The organism is Streptomyces sp. NPDC006174, assembly GCF_040614075.1.
In the GTDB taxonomy this organism is placed as follows: domain Bacteria; phylum Actinomycetota; class Actinomycetes; order Streptomycetales; family Streptomycetaceae; genus Streptomyces.
The window spans coordinates 871,783-896,147 of record NZ_JBEXTJ010000001.1 but is presented as its reverse complement, the minus strand read 5'-3'; the positions used below and the strand labels follow the sequence as shown (position 1 = coordinate 896,147).

Here is a 24,365-nt window from a genome sequence, read left to right as displayed (position 1 = left end):
ATTAGTCCTCCCCCAGGATCTGCGGCACCTTGAAACGCTGCTGCTCCTGGGCCGGGGCGCCGGAGAGCGCCTGCGCGGGGGTGAGCGACGGACGGACCTCGTCCGCGCGCATGACGTTGGTCAGCGGCAGCGGGTGGGAGGTCGGCGGTACGTCTTGGTCGGCGACCTCGGAGACGCGGGCGACCGCGCCGATGATGTCGTCGAGCTGACCGGCGAAGTGATCGAGCTCTTCGCCCTTCAGCTCCAGACGCGCCAGCCGGGCGAGGTGGGCGACCTCCTCGCGCGTGATGCCAGGCATGCAGCGATCCTCAGGGGTTGGTGTGTGGTTTTGGGCTGGGGGCCGGTGGCACATTTCCACCGTCCGTCCGAAGGGCGGGCCACGCGGCGTCCGGTGCGTGCGATCGCAAGGCGCCGGAGCGCCCTCGTGGCGGAGTCACGTGGGCGTTTCGGCAACGCGGCGAGCGTGCGTGCCAGGCGTCGCGCGGCAGGTGGAAATGTGCCACCGGCCCCCAATCCTATGGGGTCCGGTCAGGCCGGGTGTCCCACCCCGATCGGGCCACCCCTTTCAGACGTTTTCGGTACGGGTTCCCGGCTTTTCGGTACGAGCCCGGGCCCGCGCCTCAGGCCGTCGCCGGGCCCGAGACCGTACGTCCCTGAGGGTGCTGCTTGCCCTCCGGCTTGCCGTTGGCCGCGGTGGCCGCCGCCTGGGCCTCCAGCTCGGCCGGGCGGCGCCAGCCGTGCTCGCCGCGCGCCCGGAGCCAGGCCGTCGTCTCCTGCGGCGGCATCGCGGCCGCCACCAGCCAGCCCTGCACCGCGTCGCACCTCAGGTCCCGCAGCCGCTCCCAGGTCTCGTCGTCCTCGACGCCCTCAGCGACGACGACCAGGCCGAGCGAGTGGGCCAGGTCGATCGTGCAGCGGACGATCTCGCCGTCCTCGTGGTCCAGAGCGAGGCGGGCCACGAAGGAGCGGTCGATCTTCAGCTCGCTCACGGGAAGCCGGCGCAGATGGACGAGCGAGGAGTACCCCGTACCGAAGTCGTCCAAGGACATCTTCACGCCGTGCGCGGTCAGTCCGGCCAAGGTGTCGGCGGCCCGCTGCGGGTCCTCCAGGAGCACATGCTCGGTGATCTCCAGCTGGAGCGCCGAGGCCGGTACGCCGTGCCGGGCGAGCCGAGCCGCGACCCCGCCCGCGAAACCGGGGGTGTGGACGTCGCGCGGCGAGACGTTGACCGCGACCGGCACGAAGAGGCCCTGAGCGCGCCACCGGGCTACCTGCGCGAGCGCCGTCTCCAGCACGTACTCCGTGAGGTGCGGCATCAGGCCGGAGGACTCCGCGATGGCGATGAACTCGTCCGGAGGGACCCGGCCGCGCTCCGGATGCACCCAGCGCACCAGCGCCTCCAGGCCGGCGACCTGGCCGTCGAAGCGGACCTTGGGCTGGTAGTGCAGCTCGACGTCGCCCGCGTCCAGCGCCCGGCGCAGATCGCCGAGCAGTCCGAGCCGGTCCGGAGTGTTGCTGTCCCGCTTCGACTCGTAGACCTCCACGCCCGTCCGGTCGCGCTTGGCCTGGTACATCGCGACGTCCGCGCGGCGCAGCAGGCCCTCGGCGTCCAGCGCGTGGTCCGGGTAGACGGCGACGCCGGCGCTGGCCTCCAGCACGAGGACCAGACCGTCCAGGTCGAGCGGCGAGGACAGCTCGGCGACCAGGTGTCGGGCGACGCGCTGGGCGCTGGTGGTCGAGTCGGCCTGTGGCAGGAGTACGGCGAACTCGTCGCCGCCGAGCCTGGCCGCCTCGGCGCCGGGCGGCAGGGCCAGGCGCAGACGTTCCGCTATCTGGAGCAGCAGCCGGTCGCCGGCCAGGTGGCCGAGGGTGTCGTTGACGGCGCGGAAGCGGTCCAGGTCGATCAGGACCAGCGCCGACCGGGTGCCGACGCTCTCGGCGTCCTCCAGCGCCGACCAGGTCCGCTCCAGCAGCCACTGGCGGTTGGGCAGGCCGGTCAGCGGATCGCGCAGCTGCTCCTCGGCGCGGGCGCGGGCGATCCAGAGCGTGGAGTCCAGCGCGATCAGCGGGACCGCGAAGAGCGGCAGGACGACGGGCATGGACATCGCGACGACGCAGATCAGCGGCGCGAGGCCGAGCAGCGCGACGGCGACGAGCCCTTGGCGCAGCAGAGCGGTGCGGGCGATGGTCGGCAGCCCGCCGTTCTGCGGGGCTCCCGCGTACCAGAGCAGGACCCGGGTGACGAGCAGATACGTCGACGCCGTCAGGACCAGTTCCGGCACGGCGGCGATGGACCAGTCGAGTGGCAGCCAGGGCCGCTCCACGGTCGGCACCACGCCGAACGCGGCCAGCACGAGCGCCGCCGCCGCGATGCCGAGGATGTCCACCGCGCCGTGCAGCAGCCCCTGCCACCAGCGGTGTCTGCGGGCGCTTCCGACGAGGACCACGACGACCAGGCTGACCAGTCCGGCGGGCAGCCAGCCGTAGAGCAGCAGGACGGCGAGGGTGAGGGCGGCACCGGAACCGGTCCCGCCCCACCAGCGGTCGCGGCCGAGCGCGACCAGGTGGCCGACGATGATCCCGGTGAGGACGGCGATCGACCAGCCCACGGCACCGTCCGGGAAGAGGGCGTGGCCGTCCTGCACGGTCCGGTAGAAGCCGGCCGCCAGCAGTAACGCGGCGATCGCGATGACGGCGGCGCCCACAGGGGTCGTGAGGCCGACGAAACCTTGCAGCCGCGACACCGGGGCGGCGCTCTCGGTCGGTTTCATTCCGTCCCTCTCACAGCCGGCGGTGCCGAAGTCCCTCGGTGGCCCCCGCTCTCTTTCTCCCACGGCCCCGGACGGGCGGCCGTGGACCGGCAGGCGCTACCCCTCAACAGTAGGCCGCGAAAGGCGTCCAGGGGCAGCGCTCCACCGCTCTTGCCGAAGGCGAACCGACGACCCGTCACCATCTGCTATGGGCCGAACGGGTGATGCCGGTGGACCGTTCGGGGTCCGGCCGACCCTTCTTCGCCCCTCTGCCCCGTTTCTTCCCTTCCCGGAGCGCGCCACGCCGGGGTCGCGTCACGGAGTCGTCTCGATACGGCGAACAGGGGATGTCCGGGAGTGGCGTGCGGGTCGCGAGAGGCGTGGGAGCCGTGGGAGCCGTGACGCGCCGCTACTCCGTGGCCGCTTCCGGCTCGGCCGCCGCCGGCTCCGGCACCGGCAGGGCCGCCTCCCGTGCCGCGTCCGGGCCCTGTTCCAGCAGGACGGCGAAGCCGGCCTCGTCCAGCACGGGAACCTTCAGCTGCATGGCCTTGTCGTACTTGGAGCCGGGGTTGTCGCCGACGACCACGAACGCGGTCTTCTTCGACACCGACCCGGTGACCTTCGCTCCGAGGCTCTGGAGCGCCTCCTTCGCGCCGTCCCGCGTGTAGCCGGTGAGGGTGCCGGTGACGACGACGGTGAGGCCTTCGAGCGGGCGGGGGCCCTGCTCCTCGTCCGAGCCCTCGTCGGCCATCCGGACCCCGGCCTCGCGCCACTTCCGCACGATCTCGCGGTGCCAGTCCTCGGCGAACCACTGCTTGACGGAGGCGGCGACGATGGGGCCGACTCCGTCCGCGTCGACCAGCTCCTGCTCGGTGGCCTCGTCGATGCGGTCGATGGAGCGGAACTGGCGAGCCAGCTCCTGGGCGGCGACCGGCCCGACGTGGCGGATGGAGAGCCCGGTGAGGATCCGGGCCAGCGGTGCCTCCTTGGCGGCGGCGATGCCCTCCAGCATGGCCACCGCGTTCTTCTTCGGCTCGCCCTGCTGGTTGGCGAAGACGGTGGCGATCTTCTCCTCGCCGGTCTTCGGGTCGCGCTTGGGCAGCCCGCTGTCCTGGTCCAGGACGTACGCCCGGATCGGCAGCAGCTGCTCGATGGTGAGGTCGAACAGGCCGCTCTCGTCCTTCAGAACCGGCTCGGCGGGCTCCAGGGGCCGGGTCAGGGCGGCGGCGGCCACATAGCCGAAGTGGTCGATGTCGAGGCTCTTGCGTCCGGCGAGGTAGAAGACGCGCTCGCGCAGCTGGGCCGGGCAGGTGCGGGCGTTGGGGCAGCGGAGGTCGATGTCGGCCTCCTTCATCGGGCGCAGCTCCGTACCGCACTCGGGGCAGTGCGTCGGCATCTCGAACGGCTTCTCGGTGCCGTCGCGCAGGTCGACGACGGGGCCGAGGATCTCCGGGATGACGTCGCCCGCCTTGCGGAGGACCACGGTGTCACCGATGAGGACGCCCTTGGCCTTGACCACGTTCTGGTTGTGGAGGGTGGCGAACTCGACCTCGGAACCGGCCACTTCGACCGGCTCGACCTGGGCGTACGGCGTGACGCGGCCGGTGCGGCCGACGCCGACGCGGATGTTGACCAGCTTGGTGTTGACCTCCTCCGGGGCGTACTTCCAGGCGATGGCCCAGCGCGGGGCGCGTGAGGTGGCGCCGAGGCGGCCCTGGAGCGGGATCTCGTCGAGCTTGACGACGACCCCGTCGATCTCGTGCTCCACGGAGTGCCGGTGCTCGCCGAAGTACGCGATGAACTCCCGTACGCCTGCGAGGGAGTCGACGACCTTGTTGTGCTTGGCGGTGGGCAGGCCCCAGGAGTGGAGGAGGTCGTACGCCTGGGAGAGGCGGTCGAGCGTGAGGCCCTCGTGGGCGCCGATGCCGTGGACCACCATGTGGAGCGGACGGGTGGCGGTGACCTTCGGGTCCTTCTGGCGCAGCGAACCGGCCGCCGCGTTGCGCGGGTTGGCGAACGGCTTGTCGTCGGCGGCCACCAGCCGGGCGTTCAGCTCCTCGAAGCCTTCCATCGGGAAGAAGACCTCGCCGCGGATCTCGACCAGCGCGGGGACGTCGTCGCCCTTCAGCCGGTGCGGGATCTCCGCGATCGTGCGGACGTTGGGCGTGATGTCCTCGCCGGTGCGGCCGTCACCGCGGGTCGCCGCCCGGGTCAGCCGGCCGTGCTCGTAGGTGAGGTTGACGGCGAGCCCGTCCACCTTGAGCTCGCACAGGAAGTGGTAGCCGGGCGTGCCGACATCCTTGGCGACGCGCTCGGCCCAGGCGGCCAGCTCCTCGTCGTCGAAGGCGTTGTCCAGGGAGAGCATCCGCTCGGCGTGCTCGACGGAGGTGAACTCCGTACGGTAGGGCCCGGCGACCTTCTGGGTCGGGGAGTCCGGAGTGCGGAGCGGCGGGTGCTCCTCCTCCAGGGCCTCCAGGGAGCGCATCAGCCGGTCGAACTCGGCGTCGCTGACCACCGGCTGGTCCTTCACGTAATACCGGAAGCGGTGCTCCTCGATCTGCTCGGCCAGCAGCGCGTGCTCCTCCCGCGCGTCCGCCGGGACCGAACTCTCCTGCTCCACCCGCTCTTCGCCCGCCATCGTCCCGTCCTCCTGTGTACCCGTCGTCCCCGTCACTCAGGGTTGTCCGCGAGCGACCTCGCCGCCCGGGCGCTGTGGGCGAGCGCGGTGCGGGCGTACGCGGGCGACGCGCCCGCGAGACCGCACGACGGGGTGATCGCGACGGACTCGGCGAGAGTCCCCGGATTCAGCCCCAGCCTGCTCCACAGCGTCCTGACTCCCATGACGCTACCGCCCGGGTCCGACAATGACCCCGTTGCCGCGTCGGTGGAGGGCACTACGCCCAGGAACAGCTGCGTGCCGCCTTCGACCGCTTCCCCGATCGCCTCCTCCTCACGCTCCGTGAGCAGAGAGAAGTCGAACGAGATGCCGTCGGCCCCGGCCCGGCGCAGCAGCGCGAAAGACACCTCCGGAGCGCAGGAGTGGACGATCGCCGTGCCGTCCTCGCCCGTTGCGGCGAGGACGTCGCGCAGCGCCGACTCGACGAGCTGGCGGTCGACGGCGCGGTAGGTGCGGTAGCCGCTGGCGGAGCGGATCCGGCCGAGCAGGACGGCGGTGAGAGAAGGCTCGTCCAGCTGGAGGACCACCTCGGCGCCGGGCATCCGGCGGCGCACCTCGGCCAGGTGCGCGCGGAGCCCCTCGGCCAGCGAACCGGCCAGGTCACGGCAGGCACCGGCGTCGCCGAGCATGGCCTCGCCGCCGCGCAGTTCGAGAGCGGCGGCGAGCGTCCACGGGCCGACGGCCTGGACCTTGAGCAGCCCCTCGTACCCCTGGGTGAACTCCTCCAGCGCGTCCAGGTCCTCGCCGAGCCAGGAGCGGGCGCGGCGGGTGTCGCGGCCGGGCCGGTCGCTGATCCGCCAGCCGCTCGGCTCGACGTGCCCGTACATCTCGACGAGCATGCCGATGGTCCGGCCGATCATGTCCGCGCCAGGGCCGCGCGCCGGCAGCTCCGCCAGGTGCGGCATGCCCTGCCCGTCGGCGAAGGACCCGGTGACGGTCTTCGCCGCCTCCCGCGCGTCTCCTCCGGGCATGGACCCGATCCCGGTCGCCGGGCACCCGCTCAACTTGCTCTTCTCGCTCACGCCGGAAGCCTACGGTCCTCCGCGCACCCGCCGCGTACGCGGGGCGTCAGCGGCCCGGGCGGACCGTGAGGTCGTTGACCTCGGCGTCGCGCGGCAGGTCGATCGCCATCAGGATCGTGGTGGCCACCGACTCCGGGTCGATCCAGCGCTCCGCGTCGTACTCCTTGCCTTCCTGCTGGTGCACCTTGGCCTGCATCGGGCTGGCGGTGCGCCCGGGATAGACGGAGGTGACCCGGACCCCGTTGCCGTGCTCCTCGTGGCGCAGCGAGTCGGCGAGCGCCTTGAGGCCGTGCTTGCTCGCGGCGTACGCGCTCCAGCCGGCGTGGGCGTTGAGCCCGGCGCCGGAGTTCACGAAGAGGACGTGGCCCTGGGCTGCGCGGAGCTGCGGGATGAGGAGGCGGGTGATCTCGGCCGGAGCGATGAGGTTGGCGTTGAGCTGGAAGTGCCAGGCCTTGGGAGTGAGTTCGCCGACGGTGCCGAGCTCGACGACGCCCGCGATGTGCAGCAGGGTGTCGATCCGCTCGGGCATGGCCTGCTGTCCGAACGCCCAGGAGAGCCGGTCGGGGTTGCCGAGGTCGCCGACGAGCGTCCGTGCGCCCGGATAGCGGTCGGCGAACTCCTTGGCGCGGCCGGCGTCACGGGCGAGCAGGACGGGGTCGTCACCGCGCTCCAGGAGGCGGCGGGTGACAGCGGCCCCGATGCCGGAACCGGCGCCGGTGATGAGGTGGGTAGGCATGGGGCGATCCTAGATCCGGGTCTTCTACTGGAGACCGGCGGACTCCTCCAGGTAGGCGAGCGCGCCGACGCCGTCCTTGGCGAAGAAGACCAGCTCGGTCAGCGGCAGCGGCAGGAACCCCTCGTCCTCCATCCGCTGGAACTGCTCGCGCAGCCCGTCGTAGAAGCCCGCCGTGTTGAGCAGGACGACCGGCTTGGTGTGCTTGCCGTGCTTCTTCAGCTCCAGGATCTCGGTGGCCTCGTCCAGCGTCCCGGTCCCGCCGACCATGATCACGATGGCGTCGGACTTCGCCAGGAGGAGGGCCTTGCGCTCGGCGAGGTCGCGGGCGATCACCATCTCGTCGGCATCCGTCCGGGCCTTCGCGGCGAGGAAGTCGACCGAGACCCCCACGAGCCGCCCGCCCGCCGCCTGCACACCGTCCGCGACGACCTTCATCAGGCCACTTTCCGATCCGCCCCAGACCAGCGTGTGGCCGCCTCTGCCGAGCAGCTCGGCGAACTCGCGGGCGGGCACGGTGTAGCGGTCGTCGAGGTCGGCGGCGGAGAGGAAGACGCAGATGTTCATGGAGCCACCGTACGACCCGCCTCGGACACTCCCCCGTTCCGGTGAGTCCGGTGCGGATTTCGGCCGACAGGGCGCGGGCGGGGAAGATTCCGGGGCCGTACGCCGCTGAGAGAGGCATGACTTCCACCCGAGGACACCACATCACCGTCGAGCCGGTCACCGTCCACGTCAGGGCGGTCCACGAGGGCCAGGTGCTGGCCGAGAGCCGCCGGCCGCTCGTCCTGCGCGAGACGGGCTGTCCGGACCGCTACTACCTGCCGCCGGAGGACGTCCGTACCGAACTGCTCACCCCGTCGGACACCACCACCCACTGCCCGTTCAAGGGCGACGCCTCCTACTGGTCGCTGCCCGGCGCCGCCGACCTCGTCTGGGCCTACCCGGACCCGAAGCCCGAAGTCGCCGCCGTCAAGGACCACTTCTGCTTCTACGAGACGGAGCCGGTGGCCGACTGACGCGCGGCCCTGCGAGGTTCTTTCCGCCGGAGCGATGAGTTCTGGGAGTTGTCCCGGTCTCTCCTCCCATGGACAGGATTCTCTCCGCCGACGCCACGCCGATCGCCTTCCGCCGCCAGGGTGAGGGGCCACCGCTGGTACTGGTCGGCGGGGCGCTGAGCACCGCGGCGACCGACGCGCCACTGGCCGCGCTGCTGGCGCCGCGCTTCACCGTGGTCACCTACGACCGCCGGGGACGCGGCGCCAGTGGCAGCGGTGCGGACGGCGTGCGCCGGGAGATCGAGGACCTGGCCGCCGTCGTGGCGGCGGCGGGCCCGGAGGCGCGCGTGTTCGGGATGGACTCCGGCGGCGCGCTGGCCCTGGAGGCGGCGGCCGTCGGGCTTCCGGTCGAGCTGCTCGCCGTCTACGAGCCGCCTTACACCCCCGGCGTCTCCGGCCGCCGCTCCAAGGCCGCCCGCACGGAACGGCTGCACCGCCTGCTGGCGGCCGGTGACCGGGGCGGGGCGGTGGAGCTGTTCCTGGCCGCGACGGGCGTCGACGCGGCGACGGTGGCCCGGATGCGGCGCGCGCCTCAGTGGCCAGGCCTGGAGGCGCTGGCGCACACGCTGGCGTACGACGACGCGGTGCTCGGCGACGGAGCGGTCCCGGCGGAGCGGTTCGCCGCCGTCACCGCCCGCACCCTGGTGGTCTGCGGCGGCTTCAGCTCGGCCCGCGCCCGCGCCGCCACCCGCACCTTGGCCGAGGCCCTGCCGCGCGCCCGGCACCGCACGCTGACGGGCCAGATGCGCGAGGTGGCGCCGCAGGTGCTGGCCCCGGTGCTGGCGGACTTCTTCGCCAGGGACGTGTACGTACGCCAGGCGTCGTGAAGCGGGAGTCCTCAGGCTCCTGAGGGGACCCGCTCGCGGCGCACCGTCGTCGCGATGGTGGCCGAGCCGACCACGCGCGTGCCGTCGTACAGGACGACCGCCTGGCCCGGCGCCACGCCTCGGACCGGCTCGGTGAAGGTGACGTTCAGCTCGGTGCCGTCCACCAGCTCGGCCGTCACCTCGGTCTCGCCGCCGTGGGCGCGGAGCTGCGCGGTGTACGTTCCCGGGCCGGACGGAGGCGTTCCGCACCAGCGCGGCTTGATGGCGGTCAGGGAGGTCACGTCGAGAGCCTCGACCGGGCCGACGGTGACCGTGTTGTCGACCGGTGAGATGTCGAGCACGTAGCGCGGCTTGCCGTCGGGGGCCGGGTGGCCGATCTTCAGGCCCTTGCGCTGGCCGATGGTGAAGCCGAACGCGCCGTCGTGGGTGCCCAGCTTCGTACCGGTCTCGTCCAGGATGTCGCCTTCGGCCGGGCCGCCGAGGCGGTTCGCCAGGAAGCCCTGGGTGTCGCCGTCGGCGATGAAGCAGATGTCGTGGCTGTCGGGCTTCTTGGCGACGGCCAGGCCGCGGCGCTCGGCCTCGGCGCGGATCTCGTCCTTGGTGGTGAGGGTGTCGCCGAGCGGGAACATGGCGTGGGCGAGCTGCTTCTCGTCCAGGACGCCGAGCACATAGCTCTGGTCCTTGGCCATGTCGGAGGCGCGGTGCAGCTCGCGGCTGCCGTCCTCGGCGAGCACGACGGTGGCGTAGTGGCCGGTGCAGACGGCGTCGAAGCCGAGAGCGAGAGCCTTGTCCAGCAGCGCGGCGAACTTGATCTTCTCGTTGCAGCGCAGGCACGGATTGGGCGTGCGCCCGGCCTCGTACTCCGCGACGAAGTCGTCCACGACGTCCTCGCGGAAACGTTCCGCGAGGTCCCAGACGTAGAACGGGATACCGATGACGTCGGCCGCGCGGCGGGCGTCCCGGGAATCCTCGATGGTGCAACAGCCGCGCGCCCCGGTCCGGAAGGACTGGGGGTTGGCGGAGAGGGCGAGGTGGACACCGGTCACGTCGTGGCCCGCCTCGGCGGCGCGGGCCGCGGCGACGGCGGAGTCCACGCCGCCCGACATCGCGGCGAGGACACGCAGGGGGCGCTGGGAAGTCTGAGTCATAGCCCCTCCAGGGTACGGGTCGCCGGGAACCGAACGCCCGCGGATATGCGTTGGTGATCACATGGGCAACAACGGGAGCACCAGGGCGTCGCGGAAGCCCTCGGGCGGACGGTCGCGGAAGAAGTCCGCCGACGGCGTCAGCCGGCGTGCGCTGCTGATCGGCGGCGGCGCCGTGGTGGCGGCCGGCACCGTCGCCGTGCTCGCGCGCGACGAGGTGAAGCGGGCCTGGTGGCAGGTGCCCGGCGTGGAGAAGCCGCGCAAGGCCGGCGAGCTGGACTACGCGGGCGCGACCTGGGTCGCGGCCTCCGAGGCGAACTGGCGGCGGGCGGACCGCCCGGACGACTTCCGGATCGACCGCGTGATCATCCATGTCACGCAGGGCAGCTTCGACAGCGCGGTACGGGTCTTCCAGGACCCCGGCCACCGGGCCGCGACGCACTACATCGTGGGCCAGGACGGGCGGGTGGTGCAGATGATCCGCGAGCTGGACGTGGCGTACCAGGCGGGCAACCGGCCGTTCAACGAGCGCGCGATCGGCATCGAGCACGAGGGCTTCGTGGACCGGCCGAAGGACCTCACGAAGGAGATGTACGAGTCGTCGGCGCGGCTCACGGCGTCGATCTGCGCGCGGTACGAGATACCCATCGACCGGGAGCACATCATCGGCCATGTGGAGGTGCCGGGCACCGACCACACCGACCCGGGGCCGCACTGGGACTGGGACCGCTATCTGAAGCTGGTGCGGCGTGCGGCGACGGCACCGCCCACGCCGACACCTTCCGCCTCCGCCTCGGCTTCCGCATCGGCGAAGACGGAGTAGGGCCGATCTCAGCTGAGTCCGGCCGTCCGCGCCCGCTCCACCGCCGGGCCGATCGCCTGGGCCAGCGCCTTCACATCGTCCTCGGTGGAGGTGTGGCCGAGCGAGAAGCGCAGCGTGCCGCGGGCCAGGTCCGGATCGGTGCCGGTGGCCAGGAGTACGTGGCTGGGCTGGGCGATTCCGGCGGTGCAGGCGGAGCCGGTCGAGCACTCGATGCCCTGGGCGTCCAGCAGGAGGAGGAGGGAGTCGCCTTCGCAGCCGGGGAAGCTGAAGTGCGCGTTGGCCGGGAGCCGCCCGGCCGGGTCCGGGTCGCCGCCGAGGACGGCGTCCGGGACGGCGTGGCGTACGGCGGCGACCAGGTCGTCGCGGAGTGCGCCGACGCGCCGGGCGAAGTGCTCGCGGCCCTCGGCGGCCAGCCGTCCCGCCACGGCGAAGGAGGCGACGGCCGGCACGTCCAGGGTGCCGGAGCGCACGTGGCGCTCCTGGCCGCCGCCGTGCAGCACGGGTACGGGAGTGTGGTCACGGCCCAGCAGCAGCGCGCCGATGCCGAACGGGCCGCCGATCTTGTGGCCGCTCACCGTCATCGCGGCCAGCCCGGAGGCGGCGAAGCCGACCTCCAGCTGGCCGAAGGCCTGCACGGCGTCGGCGTGCATCGGGATCCCGAACTCGGCGGCGACCGACGCCAGTTCCCGTACCGGCATGATCGTGCCGATCTCGTTGTTGGCCCACATCACGGTGATCATCGCGATGTCGTCGGGGTTGCGGAGGATCGCCTCGCGGAGGTCCTCGGGGTGGACCCGGCCGTAACGGTCGACCGGGAGGTACTCGACGGTCGCGCCTTCGTGCTCGGCGAGCCAGTCGACGGCGTCCAGGACCGCGTGGTGCTCGACGGGGCCGGAGAGGACCCGGGTGCGGCGCGGGTCGGCGTCGCGGCGGGACCAGTACAGGCCCTTGACCGCGAGGTTGTCGGCCTCCGTGCCGCCGGAGGTGAACACCACCTCGCTGGGGCGGGCGCCGAGCGCGTCGGCGAGGGTTTCTCTGGACTCCTCGACGGTGCGGCGGGCCCTGCGGCCGGCCGCGTGCAGGGAGGACGCGTTGCCGGTGACGGAGAGCTGGGCGGTCATCGCCTCGATCGCTTCGGGAAGCATCGGCGTGGTCGCTGCGTGGTCGAGGTAGGCCATGGTGGGGCCGATTCTACGAGCCCTGTGCCGGGCGCATGGCGCCGCACGTCCGGGACCGCCCTCGTCAGCCGCCCAGGTTCCAGGACACCGTGCCGTTGACGGTGACCAGGACGGCCAGGACGACGAGGTCGGCGACACCGAGTGCGAGTCCGAGGTAGGCGCGGCGCGGGCGGCGGGTACGGCGGGCCAGCGAGAGCAGCGCCATGACGATCGCGGTGGGGCCGAGCAGCAGGTTGAACGCCAGCAGGCCGACGAGGCCGAGGACGAAGGAGGCGACGGCGAGGCCGTCCGCCTCGCGGCCGGTGGCCCGGCGCGGGGTGGGGTCGGTCTCCTCCTCGCGCGGACGCGGCTGTTCCGGTGCGGCCTGGTCGGTGACGTCGTCCGTCCGGCGGGCGCGGTCGGTGAGAGTGAGGGTCATGGTGCGAGCTCCTTCGGATCGGTCCGGGTACGGCGGGCTCGGCGGGTGCTCATGGTGCTGGTGTGGGCCCGGTCAGCGGGTGCGGTGGGTGTGGCGTTCCCGTACGGCGAAGATCAGCAGCCAGCAGCCGATCACCGTCGCGGCGGCCAGCGAGACCGGAAGCGGAAGGTGGGCGACGGCCCCGAGGGCGATGCCCAGGAGCAGCAGTGCGGCGACGAGGACGAGCACGGCGGAACCTCTCTGTGCGGAGTCGGTGCGACGAACAAAGCCGTTCGGAGTACGAGTGTTCACTGACTTGCCAGCCTAAACCTCCGGCCCCTTCCTTGACTCGGAGAACGGTTGTTTACTGAATGGCATGAGTCACACCGCCGGAGTCCGCCAGACCCAGAAGCTGAAGACCCGCCAGGCCCTGCTCGACGCAGCCCTCCTGCTGCTGGAGCACCAGAGCCTGAGCAGCCTGGGACTGCGCGAGGTCACCCGGGTCGTGGGGGTCACGCCCACCGCCTTCTACCGGCACTTCGCGGACACCGCCGCGCTCGGTGTGGCCCTGGTGGAGGAGACGCTGGGCAGCCTGCACGGGCTGATCGCCGCGGTGCTCATGGAGACCGGCGACAGCGAGGAGCGGCTGGACCGCAGCGTGGAGGTGATAGCGCGGCACGTCGGCGCGCAGCCCGCGCACTTCCGGTTCATCGCGCGCGAGCAGCACGGAGGGGTCGGCCCGGTGCGTGAGGCCATCGCGGCGCAGCTGCTCCGGTTCGCCGAGGAGGTGGCGTGCGCGCTCGAGGTGGAACCGGGGTCCGCCGGGTGGAGCGAGGAGGATCTGCTGATGCTGGGCGGGTTCTACGTGGACCACATGGTGATGACCGCCTCGGCGCTGCTGGACGCGGGCCCCGAGCACGAGCGGGACGTGGTCCGGCAGGCGCGGCGGCGGCTGCGGCTGGTCTCGATCGGCCGCGCGCACTGGCTGGACGAGGCGCCCGCCCGGGACCGAGAACTCGACGAGGCGCCCGCCCGGGACTGAGCCGGGGCGGGCGCGGGAGACGTCGTACGCGTACGGCCTGCCCAGCGCGCTCGCACGCCGCACCAGGCGCGCACGGGATCTACTTCGCGCGCGGCGCCTTCGCCAGCTGGCGGGACTGGGCGACGAGGCGGTCGGCGCTGTCCCAGACCTCCGCGTCCTCCTCCAGGAAGCCGCCGGCGAGGTTGCGGGTGGTGATGGAGACGCGCAGCGGGCCCGGGGCCGGGCGGCAGCGGATGTGGGTGGTGAGCTCGACCGTCGGCGTCCAGCCGGTGAGGCCCAGCTCGAACGAGGTCGGCGGCAGGGCGTCCACGGTGAGCAGCAGCGAGAGCGGGTCCGGGTCGCGGCCGTCCGCGAGACCGAACCAGCCGCGCATCTCACCCTTGCCGGACGGCGCGCCGACCGCCCAGCCGACGGTCGCCGGGTCGAGCTTGATGTCGAGCCGGTCGGTGATGGCGGAGCTGCCGGGGATCTTGGGCGCGCCGTCGCTCGGGCCGAGGCAGTGGTCGCGGTCCGGCATGGCGGGCGGCGACGCGGTGGTGCGTACGTCGTCGGGGAGCGTGTCCAGGTCGCCGTAGGTGGCGAGGACGCGGATGCGCTCGATCTCGCTGCCGTCCTCCGCGTACTGGAAGAGCGAGGCCTGGCCGGTGGAGAGCGTGCGGCCGGCGCGGACGGTCTGGGTCCGGATCACGGCGGGGCCGGGGACGGAGGCGGTGAGGTAGTGCGCGGAGACCGAGAACGGGTCGGAGTGCGGCAGCGCCTCACCCAGCGCGCGGCCCAGCAGCGCCAGCAGGTAGCCGCCGTTGACGGCGTGGATGATGGTCCAGCCCGCGGAGAGCTCCGCGTCGTAGACGCCCTCCTCGCGCAGGGTGACCGCGGTGTCGCGGTCGAACTCGCTGTCGCCGATGGTTGCCGGAGCGGTCTGTGCCGCCGCCTCTGTCGCTGCCTGTGCCATGGCATGCACGGTACACGGATGGCGTTACTGAGCGGTAGCTTTCCGCGCCGCCCGATCCGGCCTACGCCTCCTCCGCCCGTGCCGAGGAGCGGTTGTACGCGCGCGGCGCACGCCAGTGGAAGCGCAGCGCCAGCAGGCGGAGGGTGAACGCGGCGATGACCGCCGTACCGCTGGTGAGGGCGTTGAGGGTGTCGAAGCGGATGCAGAGGACGACCATGGTGGCGCCGACGATCGCGGGCACCGCGTACAGGTCGCGGTCCCAGCGCAGCAGCGACGGCACCTCGTTGGCCAGCACGTCCCGCAGCACGCCGCCGCCGACCGCGGTGGCCAGCCCGAGCGCCGCCGACGACGTGAGGCCGAGGCCGTACTCGTACGCCTTGACCGTGCCGGTCACGCAGAACAGGCCGAGCCCCGCCGCGTCGAAGACGTTGACGCCGACCTGGATGCGCTCCACGTGCGGATGGAGGAAGAAGACCAGGCCGGCGGCGAAGAGCGGAGTGATGAAGTAGCCGAGGTCGGTGAAGGCGGCGGGCGGGATCGCGCCGATCATCACATCACGGAACAGCCCTCCGCCCAGCGCTGTCACCTCCGCGAGGACCGCGATGCCGAAGACATCGAAGTTCTTGCGTACGGCGAGCAGCGCGCCCGAGATCGCGAAGACGAAGATCCCGACGAGATCGAGCGCATGCTGGACGGAGGGCGTGAACAGTTCGGTGAGCACCGGGCAATTGTGCCGGTCCTACTCCTTGGCTCCGCCCTCCGCCGGTACGGAGTCGGATGCGTCGGCCTGGCCCGGCACGCTCGCGGGCAGCTCGGCGGCGGTCTTCACGGCCGCGTCGGCCCGTGAAGTCCCGACGGTCTCGGGAGTCCCTGCGGTCTCGGAAGTCCCGACGGTCTCGGGAGTCCCTCCGGCCTCGGGCTCCTCGGCGGGCTCACCCTCCGACACCTCCACCGCCTCGGCCGCCACCGCCTCCGTGGCGACGACCGCCTCGATGCCGGTGGCAAGGGTCTGCTTCACCGTCCCGGCCTCGATCTCGGCCGTGAAGTGGCAGGCCACCTTGTGCCCGTCACCGGTGTCGAGCAGCGGCGGGCGCTCGGTCGCGCACTTGGTCTCCTGCACCCACGGGCAGCGGGTGTGGAAGCGGCAGCCGGCCGGCGGGTTGGCCGGTGAAGGCAGGTCGCCGTGGAGCAGGATGCGCTCGCGGCGGTCCTCGACCTCCGGGTCCGGCACCGGGACGGCCGACATCAGCGCCTTGGTGTAAGGGTGCCGGGGCCCCGCGTACAGCGCGTCGCTCGGCGCCTCCTCGACCAGGCCGCCCAGGTACATGACCCCGATGACGTCCGAGATGTGCCGGACCACGGCGAGGTCGTGCGCGATGACCAGGTAGGTGAGGCCCAGTGACTCCTGGAGCTCCTCCAGCAGGTTGATGACCTGCGCCTGGACCGAGACGTCCAGCGCGGACACCGGCTCGTCGCAGATGATCACGTCCGGCTCCAGGACCAGCGCGCGGGCGATGCCGATGCGCTGGCGCTGGCCGCCGGAGAACTCGTGCGGGTAGCGGGACATCGCGTTGGCCGGCAGGCCGACCTTGGCGAGGATCTCCTTGATCTTCTCCCGGCGCTCGACCTGGTCCTTGCCGATGTTGTGGGCGGCCATGCCCTCGGCGAGGATCGACTCGATGTTCTGCCGCGGGTTGAGGCTGCCCAGCGGGTCCTGGAAGACCATCTGGAGGCGGCGGCGGAAGGTCCGCATCTCCTCCGACGGCAGCTGCGCGAGGTCGGTGCCGTCGAAGACGACCGCGCCGTCGGTGATGTCGTTCAGCCGCAGCACCGCGCGGCCGAGCGTCGTCTTGCCGCACCCGGACTCACCGACCAGGCCGTACGTCTGGCCGGCCTCCACGCTGAGCGAGACGCCGTCGACGGCGTAGACATGGCCCACCGTACGGTCGAAGAAGAGGCCCCTCTTGACCGGGAAGTGGACTTTGACGCCGTCCAGTTCGAGCAGGCTCATGCCGGGACCTCCGCCTTGGGCAGGACCGGGTTGACGCAGCGCACCTGGTGTCCGGCGACGCGTGGTTCGGTCAGTTCGGGGGTGCCGGTGAGGCACTCCATCGTGTAGTGGTCGCAACGAGGTGCGAAGGCGCAGCCGTCGGCCCAGGCGATCTTGTCGTTGATGGAGCCGCGGATCGGGTTGAGCGGCTCGCCGCGCGGCGCGTCCAGGCGCGGGATGGAGCCGAGCAGTCCGTGCGCGTACGGGTGGGTCGGGTGCGCGAACAGCTCGCGGCGGCCCGCGGATTCCACCGCCCGGCCCGCGTAGAGGACGTTGACCTCGTCGCAGAGGCCGGCCACCACACCGAGGTCGTGGGTGATCATCAGCAGGGCGGTGCCCTCCTGGTCGACCAGTTCCTTGAGCAGCTCCAGGATCTGCGCCTGGATGGTGACGTCGAGCGCGGTGGTCGGCTCGTCGGCGATCAGCAGACGCGGCGCGCAGGCCACCGCCATGGCGATCAGCGCACGCTGGCGCATTCCGCCGGAGAGCTGGTGCGGGTACTCCTTGAGCCGCCGGTCCGGGTCCGGGATGCCGACCCGGTCCAGGAGCGACGCCGCTTCCTTGCGGGCCTTCTCGCCCTTGAGGCCGCGGTGGCGCTGGAGGATCTCGGTGACCTGGATGCCGATGGGGACGACCGGGTTCAGCGAGGAGAGCGGGTCCTGGAAGATCATCGCCAGCTGGCTGCCGCGCATGTCGCGGAGCTTGCGCTCGCCGATGGTCAGGAGGTCCCGGCCGTCGTACTCGGCCCGCCCGCCGATCCGTACACCTTTGCGGGGCAGCAGCCCCATCAGGGCGAGCGAGGTGACGGACTTGCCGCACCCCGACTCGCCCACCAGGCCGACGACCTGGCCCTGGTCGACGTCGAAGGAGACGCCGTCCACGGCGGTGGCGTCCTTGCGGCCGCGCGCGGTGAAGGTGACGCTGAGTTCTTCAACTGAGAGCAGTGGCATGGGACGTCAGCCTCGCAACTTCGGGTCGAGGGCTTCGCGCATGGACTCGCCGAGCAAGGTGAAGCCGAGTGCCGTGATGATGATCCCGATGGCCGGATAGGCGGCCATCATCGGCTCGTTGTCGAAGAAGCGCTGCGCCTGCGAGAGCATCACGCCCCACTCGGGAACGGCCGGGTCCGGGTTGCCTAGGCCCAGGTAGGAGAGGGCCGCCGCCTCGATGATCGCGGTGGCGAGGCTCAGCGTCGCCTGGACGATCACCGGGCTCAGCGAGTTCGGCAGGATCTGCGTCAGCACGATCCGCTTGCGCCGGATACCGACCGCCTTCGCGGCGAGCACGTAGTCCGCGCCACCCTGCACCAGCATCGAACCGCGCAGCAGGCGGGCGAAGATGGGGATCTGGACGACACCGACGGCGATCATCACGGTGGTCAGCGACTGTCCGAGCACCGCCGCGATGGAGACGGCCAGCAGCAGGGACGGCAGCGACAGCATGATGTCGGTGAAGCGCATGACCACGGTGTCGATGCGCTGGCCGACCTTGCCGCCGAGAGTGGCGGCGGCGCCCGAGAGGATGCCGACCGCGGCGCCGATGATCAGGCCGATGAGCATGGAGACCACACCGACGAGGAGGGTCTGCCGGGCGCCGACGAGCCAGCGCGAGAACATGTCGCGGCCGAGGTGGTCCAGGCCGAACCAGTTCTCGCCGCGCATGCCGACGAACTTGCCCTGGTTCGGGAAGACCTCACTGCGCCAGTTCTGCGCGGTGGGACCGTGCGGAGCCAGCATCGGGCCGACGATGGCGACGAGGACGAAGGCGGCGATGATCGCCGCTCCGATGATCGCCATCTTGCTGGAGCGCATCCGGCGGAACGCCTCGCGCCAGAGGCTGGTGCCGGCGACGGACTCGGAGCTCTGGGTGAGCTCGGCGAGACGGTCGATCTTGTTCGCTTTGTTGGTCATGATCGTCACGTCAGTGCACCCGCACTCTCGGGTCGATGATGCTGTACGCGAGGTCGACCAGGAGGTTGATGAGCACGTACACCATCGCGATGAAGAGAATGAACCCGACGAGGACCGGGTAGTCGCGGCCGTCGATCGCGGTACGGATGAACGAGCCGATGCCGCCGAAGTCGAAGACGGACTCGGTGAGCACCGCACCGGAGAGCAGGCTGCCGGTCAGCAGGCCGACCGCGGTGATCACCGGCAGCAGCGCGTTGCGCAGCACATGGCGTCCGCGGACGACCCGCTTGTCCAGGCCCTTGGACTCGGCGGTGCGGATGTAGTCCTCGCCGAGCACCTCCAGGACGCTGGCGCGGGTCATCCGGACGATGACGGCGAGCGGGATCGAGGCCAGCGCGACGGCGGGCAGGACCAGGTGCATGATCGCGTCCCAGCTCGCGTCGAACTCGCCGGTCAGCAACCCGTCCAGGACCGAGAACCCGGTGATGTCGGTGGCGTTGAGCCCGGTGGTGAGCCGTCCCTGGCTCGGGAACCAGCCCAGCTGGACGGAGAAGATCCCGCGCAGCAGCATGGCCAGGAAGAAGACCGGGATGCAGATGCCGAGCAGCGATCCGGAGACGGACGCGACGTCCAGCCAGCCGCCGCGGTGCTTGGCGGCGAGGTAGCCCATCGGGATGCCCACGACCACGGCGATCAGGATGGCGGCGACGCTGAGTTCCACGGTGGCCGGGAAGCGCAGGGCGAATTCGTCCCACACCGGCTGGCCGGTCTGGGTGGAGGTTCCGAGGTCGAGCTCGAAGATGCGCTTGAGGAAGCGCCAGTACTGGACGTGCACCGGCTCGTCGAGCCCGAGTGCACGGTTGATTCTCGCCACTTCGGCTTCGGTGGCCCGCTCGCCCAGGATCGCTGAGGCGGGTCCGCCGGGCAGTCGGTTCAGCCAGAGGAACAGCAGGACCGACAGGCCGAGCAGGGTGGGAATGAGCTGGAGAAGTCTTCTGACGACGAGTCGCAGCACCCCGCATGCCCCTTTCTCACGTGCGTCGATGCGGGTCCGCCCGGCCACCTGGTTGCTGTGGCCGGGCGGACCCGCTGGTGTGCGATTACTTGAAGGAGACCTCGGCGAAGTTCTCCTGCGTCAGCGGGGAGACCTTCGGCGGGTTGACGTTCTTGGCGAACGCGATGGCCGGCGGGGACGACGAGATCGGCACGCCCGGGACGTACTCCATGATCGCCTCGTTGGCCTTCTTGTAGGCCTCGGTGCGACCGGCGGTGTCGGTGACCTTGGAGGCCGCGTTCACGGCGTCGAAGACCTTCTTGTCCTTGAAGCCCCACTGCTTCTCGGCCTTGGCGAACCAGGTGCCGATGAAGTTGTAGCCGTCGTTGAAGTCACCGGTCCAGCCGAACAGGTGCAGGGCGCAGGAGCCGGCCTCGACGCCGTCCACGTAGTCCGGGGCCCACTTCATGGCCTTCGGCTTGACGGTGATGCCGGCCTTCTCCAGGTCGGCCTTCATCAGCTCGAACATGTCCTGCGGGGCAGGCATGTACGGGCGGGTGACCTCGGTCGGGTAGCAGAACTCGACGCTCAGCTTCTCCTCGCCGGCCTGCTTGAGGAGGTTCTTCGCCTTGGCGGTATCGAACGGGTACGTCTTCACCTTGTCGGAGAAGCCGGCGACCGTGTCGGGCATGAACTGGGTCGCGGCCTTGCCGCCCTCGGGCAGCTGGGTGTTGACGAGGTTCTCGCGGTCGATGGCGTGCGTGATCGCCTGACGGACCGCGGGCTTCTTCAGCGCCGGGTTCGCGCCCTGGCTCATGCCGACGTAGAAGATGTTGAAGACGTCACGGGTCGGGACCTCGTAACCCTGCTTCTCCAGCGTCGTCACATCGGCCGGCGCGACCAGGTCGTAGCCGTCGATGTCACCCGCCTGGAGCGCCTGGCGGCGGGTCTCCTCGGTGGAGATGGTGCGGAAGACCAGGTTCTTCACCTTGGCCTTGTCGCCCCAGTAGTCGTCGAAGCGCTCCAGGGAGACTTCCTTGTTCCCCTTGTTCCACTTCACGATCTTGTACGGGCCGGTGCCGGCGACCGTGCCGGCCTCCTGGCTGTACTTGGGGTACGTGATCGCGTCGCCCTTGGCGGTCGCGTCCTGCTTCTCGTACTCCTTGATCGCCTTCGGCGAGTGGATCGCGAGCGCCTGGAGGGAGAATCCGCCCGGCAGGTTCGCCGAGGGCTCGTTCACCTCGATGACGGCCGTGTTCTCGTCCTTGGCGGTGCAGGACTTGTAGTTCGCCTTGGGCGCCTCGGCGTCCTCGTTCTTGGCGAACCCGCCCATGATGGTCTGCCAGTAGTAGGAGACCGCGCTGGACTGGTACGTGCCCTTCCAGTTGAACCAGTGGTCGTAGTTCGCGCAGACCGCGGCGGCGTTGAACGCCTCACCGTCGTGGAACTTCACGCCCTGGCGCAGGTTGAACGTCCAGACCTTGCCGGCCGCGTCGCTCTCCCACTTCTCGGCGAGGCCGCCGACCAGCTTGCTGCCACCGGGCTCGTGCTCCAGCAGCGCCTCGAACGCCTGGCGGGTGACGCGGAACGTCTCGCCATCGCTCGCGAGGGCCGGGTCGAGGGAGCCGGGGTCACCGGATCCGGCGAAGACGAAGGTGTCCTTGTCGCCCCCCTTGGCTCCGCCCGCGTCCCGCTCGCTGGAACAGCCCGTGGCGATCAGACCGACAGCGACCGCTGTCGTGATCGCCCGGACAGCCCGGGACTTGAATATGCGCATGGGTCCACCCCTGGTTCGCCATGTGGTGAGGTTTGATGGCCGCACACTACAGACGGGGTCCATGGCAAGAGAACAGTCCGGATAGCGGTGATACCTAGTCGAGACCCGGACAGTTGCCAAACCGTCCAGTTCCGGGACATCCCTCCGCGCCCGGTTGACGAGCCGGACATCTGGAGGAGTTCGGAGCGGACGGTCCCGTACGCCGGATCGGCGACGGCGGACGGACCCGCAGGTCAGCGGTGCTGCTGCGGCGGGTACCCGTAGCCGGGCGCGGCGGTCGGCGGCGGGCCGGCCGGGGCGTGCGGCTCGCGGTCGTAGAACGGACGGGTGTTGGCGCGCAGCCACATCGCGACCGGGTCGTACTCGTCCGACATGGCGACGGTGGAGACGGGCAGCCCGTCGGGGACCGCGCCGACCGACTGCCGCATCATCGTCCGCACCGCGTCGACGGACTCCCGCCCGGTGTCGTACAGATCGAGGCCGATCGCGAGGTACGGGACGCCGACGGCGGGATGCACCCAGGCGCGGCGCAGCGAGCGGACGGCCGGGGTGCGGTGGGCGTTCTGGGTGAGCTGGGCGTAGAACTGCGGGAGCTCCAGCGCGGGCTCGGTCAGCCGGAGCGGGCCGGCGGGCAGCCGGTCCAGGCCGGTGGAGATCCGGCGCAGGTCCAGCCAGGGGATGCCGACGCCGCCGCCGGGGGCGTGCGGGTTGAGCCAGATGCCCCAGCGGTCGGGGAAGAGGGTGCGGGCGATGTCCCGGCCGGAGACCAGCTCGTGGGACCGGCTCCAGCCGCTGGCGGAGAGCTCCTGCGCGGAGGTGACGCACGGCGCGTAGCCGAGGCCGTCGACCTCCATGGAGCCGTACTGCGCGTCCGGTGAACCGGCCGTGCCGTGCCAGAGCAGCATCCAGACCCGGCCGTCGGCGAGGGCCGCGAGCAGCGCCTCGTAGGCGTCGTAACGCCCGGGGCTGACCTGGCGCAGCATGTGCTCGACCTGACCGGCCGCCGCAGTGCCTGACGCACTCACCCTGGGTCCCGCCCCTCATCGTTCCGTCGACGCTCCCGGGCACACGGGAGCGGCCTCGCCATCAAACCAGCTTATGCGCCACTTCTGACACCGACTTGACGCCACAGTCGGCCGGCACCCGCGGTCACCGAGCGGTCAGTGGCCCTCGCGCCGGTAGAACGGCCGTACTTTCTCGCGCATCCAGTCGCCGACCAGGTCCTGGGCCACGTCCAGCAGGACCAGGTTCACCGGCCACGGCACCTCGACGCGGCCGAGCGCCCGTCCCAGGGCGTCCATCGGAGCGCTCTGGCCCGCGCCGTCCCAGGTGGCGAACTCGACGCCGACGAAGAGGACCGGGTCGCCGCCCTCGATGCTGGCGAGCGCGCGGCGGGCGGTGGAGACCACGCCGGTGGCCTCGAACTCGGCCGAGACGGCGGTGAGGAAGTCGACCGGGTCCTGCTGCCAGTCCGGTTCGTACAGCTTGACCCGGCCGCCGCCGGCGGGCCCGTCCAGAGCGGTGCGTCCGGCCCGGCAGAGCTCGGCGACGGCGGGCGGCGGCAGCGGGATGCCGACCGCGCCGCCCGGGTTCACCGCGATGCCGACCTGCGGCGGCAGGCCGCGGGCGAAGTCGCGGGCGGGCGCGACGGCGAAGGACATGCGGCTGCCGACGCAGCTGAGGAACTGGCCCTCGGAGCTGAAGACGGGGACGTACGCGGCACCGTCGATGTCCATCATCGGCAGGTCCAGGTCGGCGCTGGCGGGCGAACCGCCGTTCGGCAGCGGCACCCAGACCGAGCTGCGGCCGAGCACCTCGACCAGGCGGCCGCCCGCGTCGGCGACGCCGAGGGAGGCGGTCAGCACCTCTTCGAGCTCGTTGGCGGGCCACGCGTGCTGGGGGTGCGCCTGGGCCGGTGCCGGAATGTCCACTGCCTCTGTGCCTCTCTCGGCGGTCGTTGCTGGCGTTGTTCCGGCCAGAACCCTAACCGGAGCGGTCGGCCGGGTCGTCGGCGTCCGTGAAGGTGATCCGCTCCAGCGCGGTCGCGGCCTCCCGGTCCAGCAGCACCGCCGAGGCGCAGCCGGCGGGCAGCGCGCCGCGTTCGGTGTCGCGGATCAGCCGGCCCACCGCGTGCCGGTGCCGGGCGAAGGCGTAACCGGAGACGCCGCGGCCGCGCTCGCGCTGGCCCTGTCGGGCGGTCTCCGGGTCCACGTCGAGCAGGAGGAGGCGCAGCGTGCGGCCCCGGCGCGCGGCGTGCCGGGCGAGCCAGTTCCGTACCCAGGTCTGCGTACCGCAGTCGTGGACGACGACCGAGGCGCCGGAGCGCAGCACGGCCCAGAGCCCGAGGTAGTGGGCGGCGCGGACCAGCGGGCGGTAGAGGCCGTACGGGAGTAAGCGGGGCAGAGCGGCGGCCCAGCGGTCGCGGGTGTTCTGCGAGTCGATGGCGTGGCCGGCCACCGCCCGCCGGATCACGGTGGACTTGCCACCGCCGGGCAGCCCGGAGACGACCACGATGTCGCCGGAGGTGAAGTCGAGGCTGTACGGAGCGTGGCCCGTGCGCCCGCGCAGATCACGTACCACCGGCGCGGGCTCGGTGATCAGCTCCTGTACGGGTGCGCCGGGCTGTGCGGGCATCGCGCTGTGCGCGGTCCCCGCGGTCGGTACCGACCGCTGCAACGTCATCGCCCATCCCCCTGCTGTCGGGCCGGCCAGGCCTGATCCTGAAGTGTAAAGAAAGGGCAAGGCTCCACAACCGTCCTCGCCGTTCATCCACCCGTTGTGGACCGGCCTCCCCACGGGAGCGCAATGCGTGCGATGATGACCGCGCCAACTGCATACCGGCCGTTCGAATCCGCGCGGGAGAGTTCCGGCCACAGTGTGAGCCGGGCGCCGAAGGAGCAAGATCCTCCCTTGAATCTCTCAGGCCCCGTACCGCGTGGATGAGGCAGATCTGAAAAGCGGGCCGCTCTGCGGCTCCACCCAAGGTGCAAGCCGAGCCCTGTGAACAGGGGCGCCCCCAGGGGCATACCC

The 24,365-nt window shown here is 71.5% G+C and carries 24 protein-coding genes and 1 riboswitch; of the genes, 4 read left to right on the top strand and 20 right to left on the bottom strand.

Features of this window, described 5'->3' with window-relative positions; all coding sequences use genetic code 11:
- Nucleotide 1 precedes the first annotated feature (1 nt).
- The 6 genes from gatC to ABZ267_RS04000 form a co-directional block, all read right to left on the bottom strand.
- Nucleotides 2-298: an Asp-tRNA(Asn)/Glu-tRNA(Gln) amidotransferase subunit GatC gene (gene gatC, locus ABZ267_RS04025; RefSeq protein WP_003966094.1), complete on the bottom strand. Its 297-nt coding sequence runs from the start codon at nucleotides 296-298 to the stop codon at nucleotides 2-4.
- Between the two features lie 322 nt (nucleotides 299-620).
- Complete coding sequence (locus ABZ267_RS04020) at nucleotides 621-2,771, bottom strand: bifunctional diguanylate cyclase/phosphodiesterase (protein ID WP_356748242.1); 2,151 nt, start codon at nucleotides 2,769-2,771, stop codon at nucleotides 621-623.
- A 388-nt stretch (nucleotides 2,772-3,159) separates the two neighbouring features.
- Nucleotides 3,160-5,388 (bottom strand): NAD-dependent DNA ligase LigA, encoded by a 2,229-nt coding sequence (ligA, locus tag ABZ267_RS04015; RefSeq protein ID WP_356748240.1) that lies wholly within the window; start codon nucleotides 5,386-5,388, stop codon nucleotides 3,160-3,162.
- Between the two features lie 32 nt (nucleotides 5,389-5,420).
- Nucleotides 5,421-6,449 (bottom strand): methionine synthase, encoded by a 1,029-nt coding sequence (locus ABZ267_RS04010; protein WP_356748238.1) that lies wholly within the window; start codon nucleotides 6,447-6,449, stop codon nucleotides 5,421-5,423.
- 46 nt (nucleotides 6,450-6,495) lie between these two features.
- Nucleotides 6,496-7,185, bottom strand: a complete 690-nt coding sequence (locus ABZ267_RS04005; protein WP_356748236.1) for an SDR family oxidoreductase — start codon at nucleotides 7,183-7,185, stop codon at nucleotides 6,496-6,498.
- 24 nt (nucleotides 7,186-7,209) lie between these two features.
- Entirely contained in the window at nucleotides 7,210-7,749 is a 540-nt protein-coding gene (locus ABZ267_RS04000; RefSeq protein ID WP_356748234.1) for a TIGR00730 family Rossman fold protein, read from the bottom strand.
- Nucleotides 7,750-7,865: 116 nt separating this feature from the next.
- On the opposite strand from ABZ267_RS04000, the gene ABZ267_RS03995 reads away from it, so the two are divergent.
- Nucleotides 7,866-8,201: a DUF427 domain-containing protein gene (locus ABZ267_RS03995; RefSeq protein WP_356748232.1), complete on the top strand. Its 336-nt coding sequence runs from the start codon at nucleotides 7,866-7,868 to the stop codon at nucleotides 8,199-8,201.
- Nucleotides 8,202-8,269: 68 nt separating this feature from the next.
- Entirely contained in the window at nucleotides 8,270-9,067 is a 798-nt protein-coding gene (locus ABZ267_RS03990; RefSeq protein WP_356748231.1) for an alpha/beta fold hydrolase, read from the top strand.
- An 11-nt stretch (nucleotides 9,068-9,078) separates the two neighbouring features.
- On the opposite strand, the gene mnmA is transcribed toward ABZ267_RS03990, so the two are convergent.
- Complete coding sequence (mnmA, locus tag ABZ267_RS03985; protein WP_356748229.1) at nucleotides 9,079-10,215, bottom strand: tRNA 2-thiouridine(34) synthase MnmA; 1,137 nt, start codon at nucleotides 10,213-10,215, stop codon at nucleotides 9,079-9,081.
- A gap of 61 nt (nucleotides 10,216-10,276) precedes the next feature.
- Here mnmA and ABZ267_RS03980 point away from each other — a divergent pair, with 61 nt between their 5' ends.
- Complete coding sequence (locus ABZ267_RS03980; RefSeq protein ID WP_356748227.1) at nucleotides 10,277-11,035, top strand: peptidoglycan recognition family protein; 759 nt, start codon at nucleotides 10,277-10,279, stop codon at nucleotides 11,033-11,035.
- Nucleotides 11,036-11,043: 8 nt separating this feature from the next.
- On the opposite strand, the gene ABZ267_RS03975 is transcribed toward ABZ267_RS03980, so the two are convergent.
- The 3 genes from ABZ267_RS03975 to ABZ267_RS03965 form a co-directional block, all read right to left on the bottom strand.
- Complete coding sequence (locus ABZ267_RS03975; RefSeq protein WP_356748225.1) at nucleotides 11,044-12,213, bottom strand: cysteine desulfurase family protein; 1,170 nt, start codon at nucleotides 12,211-12,213, stop codon at nucleotides 11,044-11,046.
- A gap of 64 nt (nucleotides 12,214-12,277) precedes the next feature.
- Nucleotides 12,278-12,631, bottom strand: coding sequence for a hypothetical protein (locus ABZ267_RS03970; RefSeq protein WP_356748223.1), 354 nt, complete (start codon nucleotides 12,629-12,631; stop codon nucleotides 12,278-12,280).
- 72 nt (nucleotides 12,632-12,703) lie between these two features.
- On the bottom strand, nucleotides 12,704-12,859 hold the full coding sequence (locus ABZ267_RS03965) for a hypothetical protein (RefSeq protein ID WP_356748221.1): 156 nt from the start codon (nucleotides 12,857-12,859) through the stop codon (nucleotides 12,704-12,706).
- Nucleotides 12,860-12,986: 127 nt separating this feature from the next.
- On the opposite strand from ABZ267_RS03965, the gene ABZ267_RS03960 reads away from it, so the two are divergent.
- Nucleotides 12,987-13,652 (top strand): TetR family transcriptional regulator, encoded by a 666-nt coding sequence (locus ABZ267_RS03960; RefSeq protein ID WP_356748219.1) that lies wholly within the window; start codon nucleotides 12,987-12,989, stop codon nucleotides 13,650-13,652.
- A 79-nt stretch (nucleotides 13,653-13,731) separates the two neighbouring features.
- On the opposite strand, the gene ABZ267_RS03955 is transcribed toward ABZ267_RS03960, so the two are convergent.
- The 10 genes from ABZ267_RS03955 to ABZ267_RS03910 form a co-directional block, all read right to left on the bottom strand.
- Nucleotides 13,732-14,604: a thioesterase family protein gene (locus ABZ267_RS03955; RefSeq protein ID WP_356748217.1), complete on the bottom strand. Its 873-nt coding sequence runs from the start codon at nucleotides 14,602-14,604 to the stop codon at nucleotides 13,732-13,734.
- 61 nt (nucleotides 14,605-14,665) lie between these two features.
- Nucleotides 14,666-15,325 carry a trimeric intracellular cation channel family protein gene (locus ABZ267_RS03950; RefSeq protein WP_356748215.1) on the bottom strand — a complete coding sequence of 220 codons (660 nt, stop codon included), beginning with the start codon at nucleotides 15,323-15,325 and terminating at the stop codon, nucleotides 14,666-14,668.
- Between the two features lie 18 nt (nucleotides 15,326-15,343).
- On the bottom strand, nucleotides 15,344-16,615 hold the full coding sequence (locus tag ABZ267_RS03945; protein ID WP_356748213.1) for an oligopeptide/dipeptide ABC transporter ATP-binding protein: 1,272 nt from the start codon (nucleotides 16,613-16,615) through the stop codon (nucleotides 15,344-15,346).
- Entirely contained in the window at nucleotides 16,612-17,604 is a 993-nt protein-coding gene (locus tag ABZ267_RS03940) for an ABC transporter ATP-binding protein (RefSeq protein ID WP_356748211.1), read from the bottom strand. The genes ABZ267_RS03945 and ABZ267_RS03940 overlap by 4 nt, the downstream gene beginning before the upstream one ends.
- Nucleotides 17,605-17,610: 6 nt before the next feature.
- Complete coding sequence (locus ABZ267_RS03935) at nucleotides 17,611-18,573, bottom strand: ABC transporter permease (protein WP_356748209.1); 963 nt, start codon at nucleotides 18,571-18,573, stop codon at nucleotides 17,611-17,613.
- A gap of 1 nt (nucleotide 18,574) precedes the next feature.
- Entirely contained in the window at nucleotides 18,575-19,579 is a 1,005-nt protein-coding gene (locus ABZ267_RS03930; protein ID WP_073878137.1) for an ABC transporter permease, read from the bottom strand.
- An 85-nt stretch (nucleotides 19,580-19,664) separates the two neighbouring features.
- Nucleotides 19,665-21,335, bottom strand: a complete 1,671-nt coding sequence (locus tag ABZ267_RS03925; RefSeq protein WP_356748208.1) for an ABC transporter substrate-binding protein — start codon at nucleotides 21,333-21,335, stop codon at nucleotides 19,665-19,667.
- Nucleotides 21,336-21,568: 233 nt separating this feature from the next.
- Nucleotides 21,569-22,360, bottom strand: coding sequence for an enhanced serine sensitivity protein SseB C-terminal domain-containing protein (locus tag ABZ267_RS03920; protein WP_356748206.1), 792 nt, complete (start codon nucleotides 22,358-22,360; stop codon nucleotides 21,569-21,571).
- A gap of 135 nt (nucleotides 22,361-22,495) precedes the next feature.
- Nucleotides 22,496-23,266 (bottom strand): enhanced serine sensitivity protein SseB, encoded by a 771-nt coding sequence (locus ABZ267_RS03915; RefSeq protein ID WP_356748204.1) that lies wholly within the window; start codon nucleotides 23,264-23,266, stop codon nucleotides 22,496-22,498.
- 52 nt (nucleotides 23,267-23,318) lie between these two features.
- Nucleotides 23,319-24,017: an AAA family ATPase gene (locus ABZ267_RS03910; protein ID WP_356748202.1), complete on the bottom strand. Its 699-nt coding sequence runs from the start codon at nucleotides 24,015-24,017 to the stop codon at nucleotides 23,319-23,321.
- Nucleotides 24,018-24,181: 164 nt separating this feature from the next.
- A riboswitch (glycine riboswitch) is annotated at nucleotides 24,182-24,279 on the top strand.
- Nucleotides 24,280-24,365 lie beyond the last annotated feature (86 nt).

Coding starts and splice junctions, on each gene's coding strand:
- gatC (WP_003966094.1), bottom strand. CDS start 298: ATGCCTGGCATCACGCGCGAGGAGGTCGCCCACCTCGCCCGGCTGGCG.
- ABZ267_RS04020 (WP_356748242.1), bottom strand. CDS start 2,771: ATGAAACCGACCGAGAGCGCCGCCCCGGTGTCGCGGCTGCAAGGTTTC.
- ligA (WP_356748240.1), bottom strand. CDS start 5,388: ATGGCGGGCGAAGAGCGGGTGGAGCAGGAGAGTTCGGTCCCGGCGGAC.
- ABZ267_RS04005 (WP_356748236.1), bottom strand. CDS start 7,185: ATGCCTACCCACCTCATCACCGGCGCCGGTTCCGGCATCGGGGCCGCT.
- ABZ267_RS04000 (WP_356748234.1), bottom strand. CDS start 7,749: ATGAACATCTGCGTCTTCCTCTCCGCCGCCGACCTCGACGACCGCTAC.
- ABZ267_RS03995 (WP_356748232.1), top strand. CDS start 7,866: ATGACTTCCACCCGAGGACACCACATCACCGTCGAGCCGGTCACCGTC.
- ABZ267_RS03990 (WP_356748231.1), top strand. CDS start 8,270: ATGGACAGGATTCTCTCCGCCGACGCCACGCCGATCGCCTTCCGCCGC.
- mnmA (WP_356748229.1), bottom strand. CDS start 10,215: ATGACTCAGACTTCCCAGCGCCCCCTGCGTGTCCTCGCCGCGATGTCG.
- ABZ267_RS03980 (WP_356748227.1), top strand. CDS start 10,277: ATGGGCAACAACGGGAGCACCAGGGCGTCGCGGAAGCCCTCGGGCGGA.
- ABZ267_RS03975 (WP_356748225.1), bottom strand. CDS start 12,213: ATGGCCTACCTCGACCACGCAGCGACCACGCCGATGCTTCCCGAAGCG.
- ABZ267_RS03970 (WP_356748223.1), bottom strand. CDS start 12,631: ATGACCCTCACTCTCACCGACCGCGCCCGCCGGACGGACGACGTCACC.
- ABZ267_RS03960 (WP_356748219.1), top strand. CDS start 12,987: ATGAGTCACACCGCCGGAGTCCGCCAGACCCAGAAGCTGAAGACCCGC.
- ABZ267_RS03955 (WP_356748217.1), bottom strand. CDS start 14,604: ATGGCACAGGCAGCGACAGAGGCGGCGGCACAGACCGCTCCGGCAACC.
- ABZ267_RS03945 (WP_356748213.1), bottom strand. CDS start 16,615: ATGAGCCTGCTCGAACTGGACGGCGTCAAAGTCCACTTCCCGGTCAAG.
- ABZ267_RS03940 (WP_356748211.1), bottom strand. CDS start 17,604: ATGCCACTGCTCTCAGTTGAAGAACTCAGCGTCACCTTCACCGCGCGC.
- ABZ267_RS03925 (WP_356748208.1), bottom strand. CDS start 21,335: ATGCGCATATTCAAGTCCCGGGCTGTCCGGGCGATCACGACAGCGGTC.
- ABZ267_RS03910 (WP_356748202.1), bottom strand. CDS start 24,017: ATGACGTTGCAGCGGTCGGTACCGACCGCGGGGACCGCGCACAGCGCG.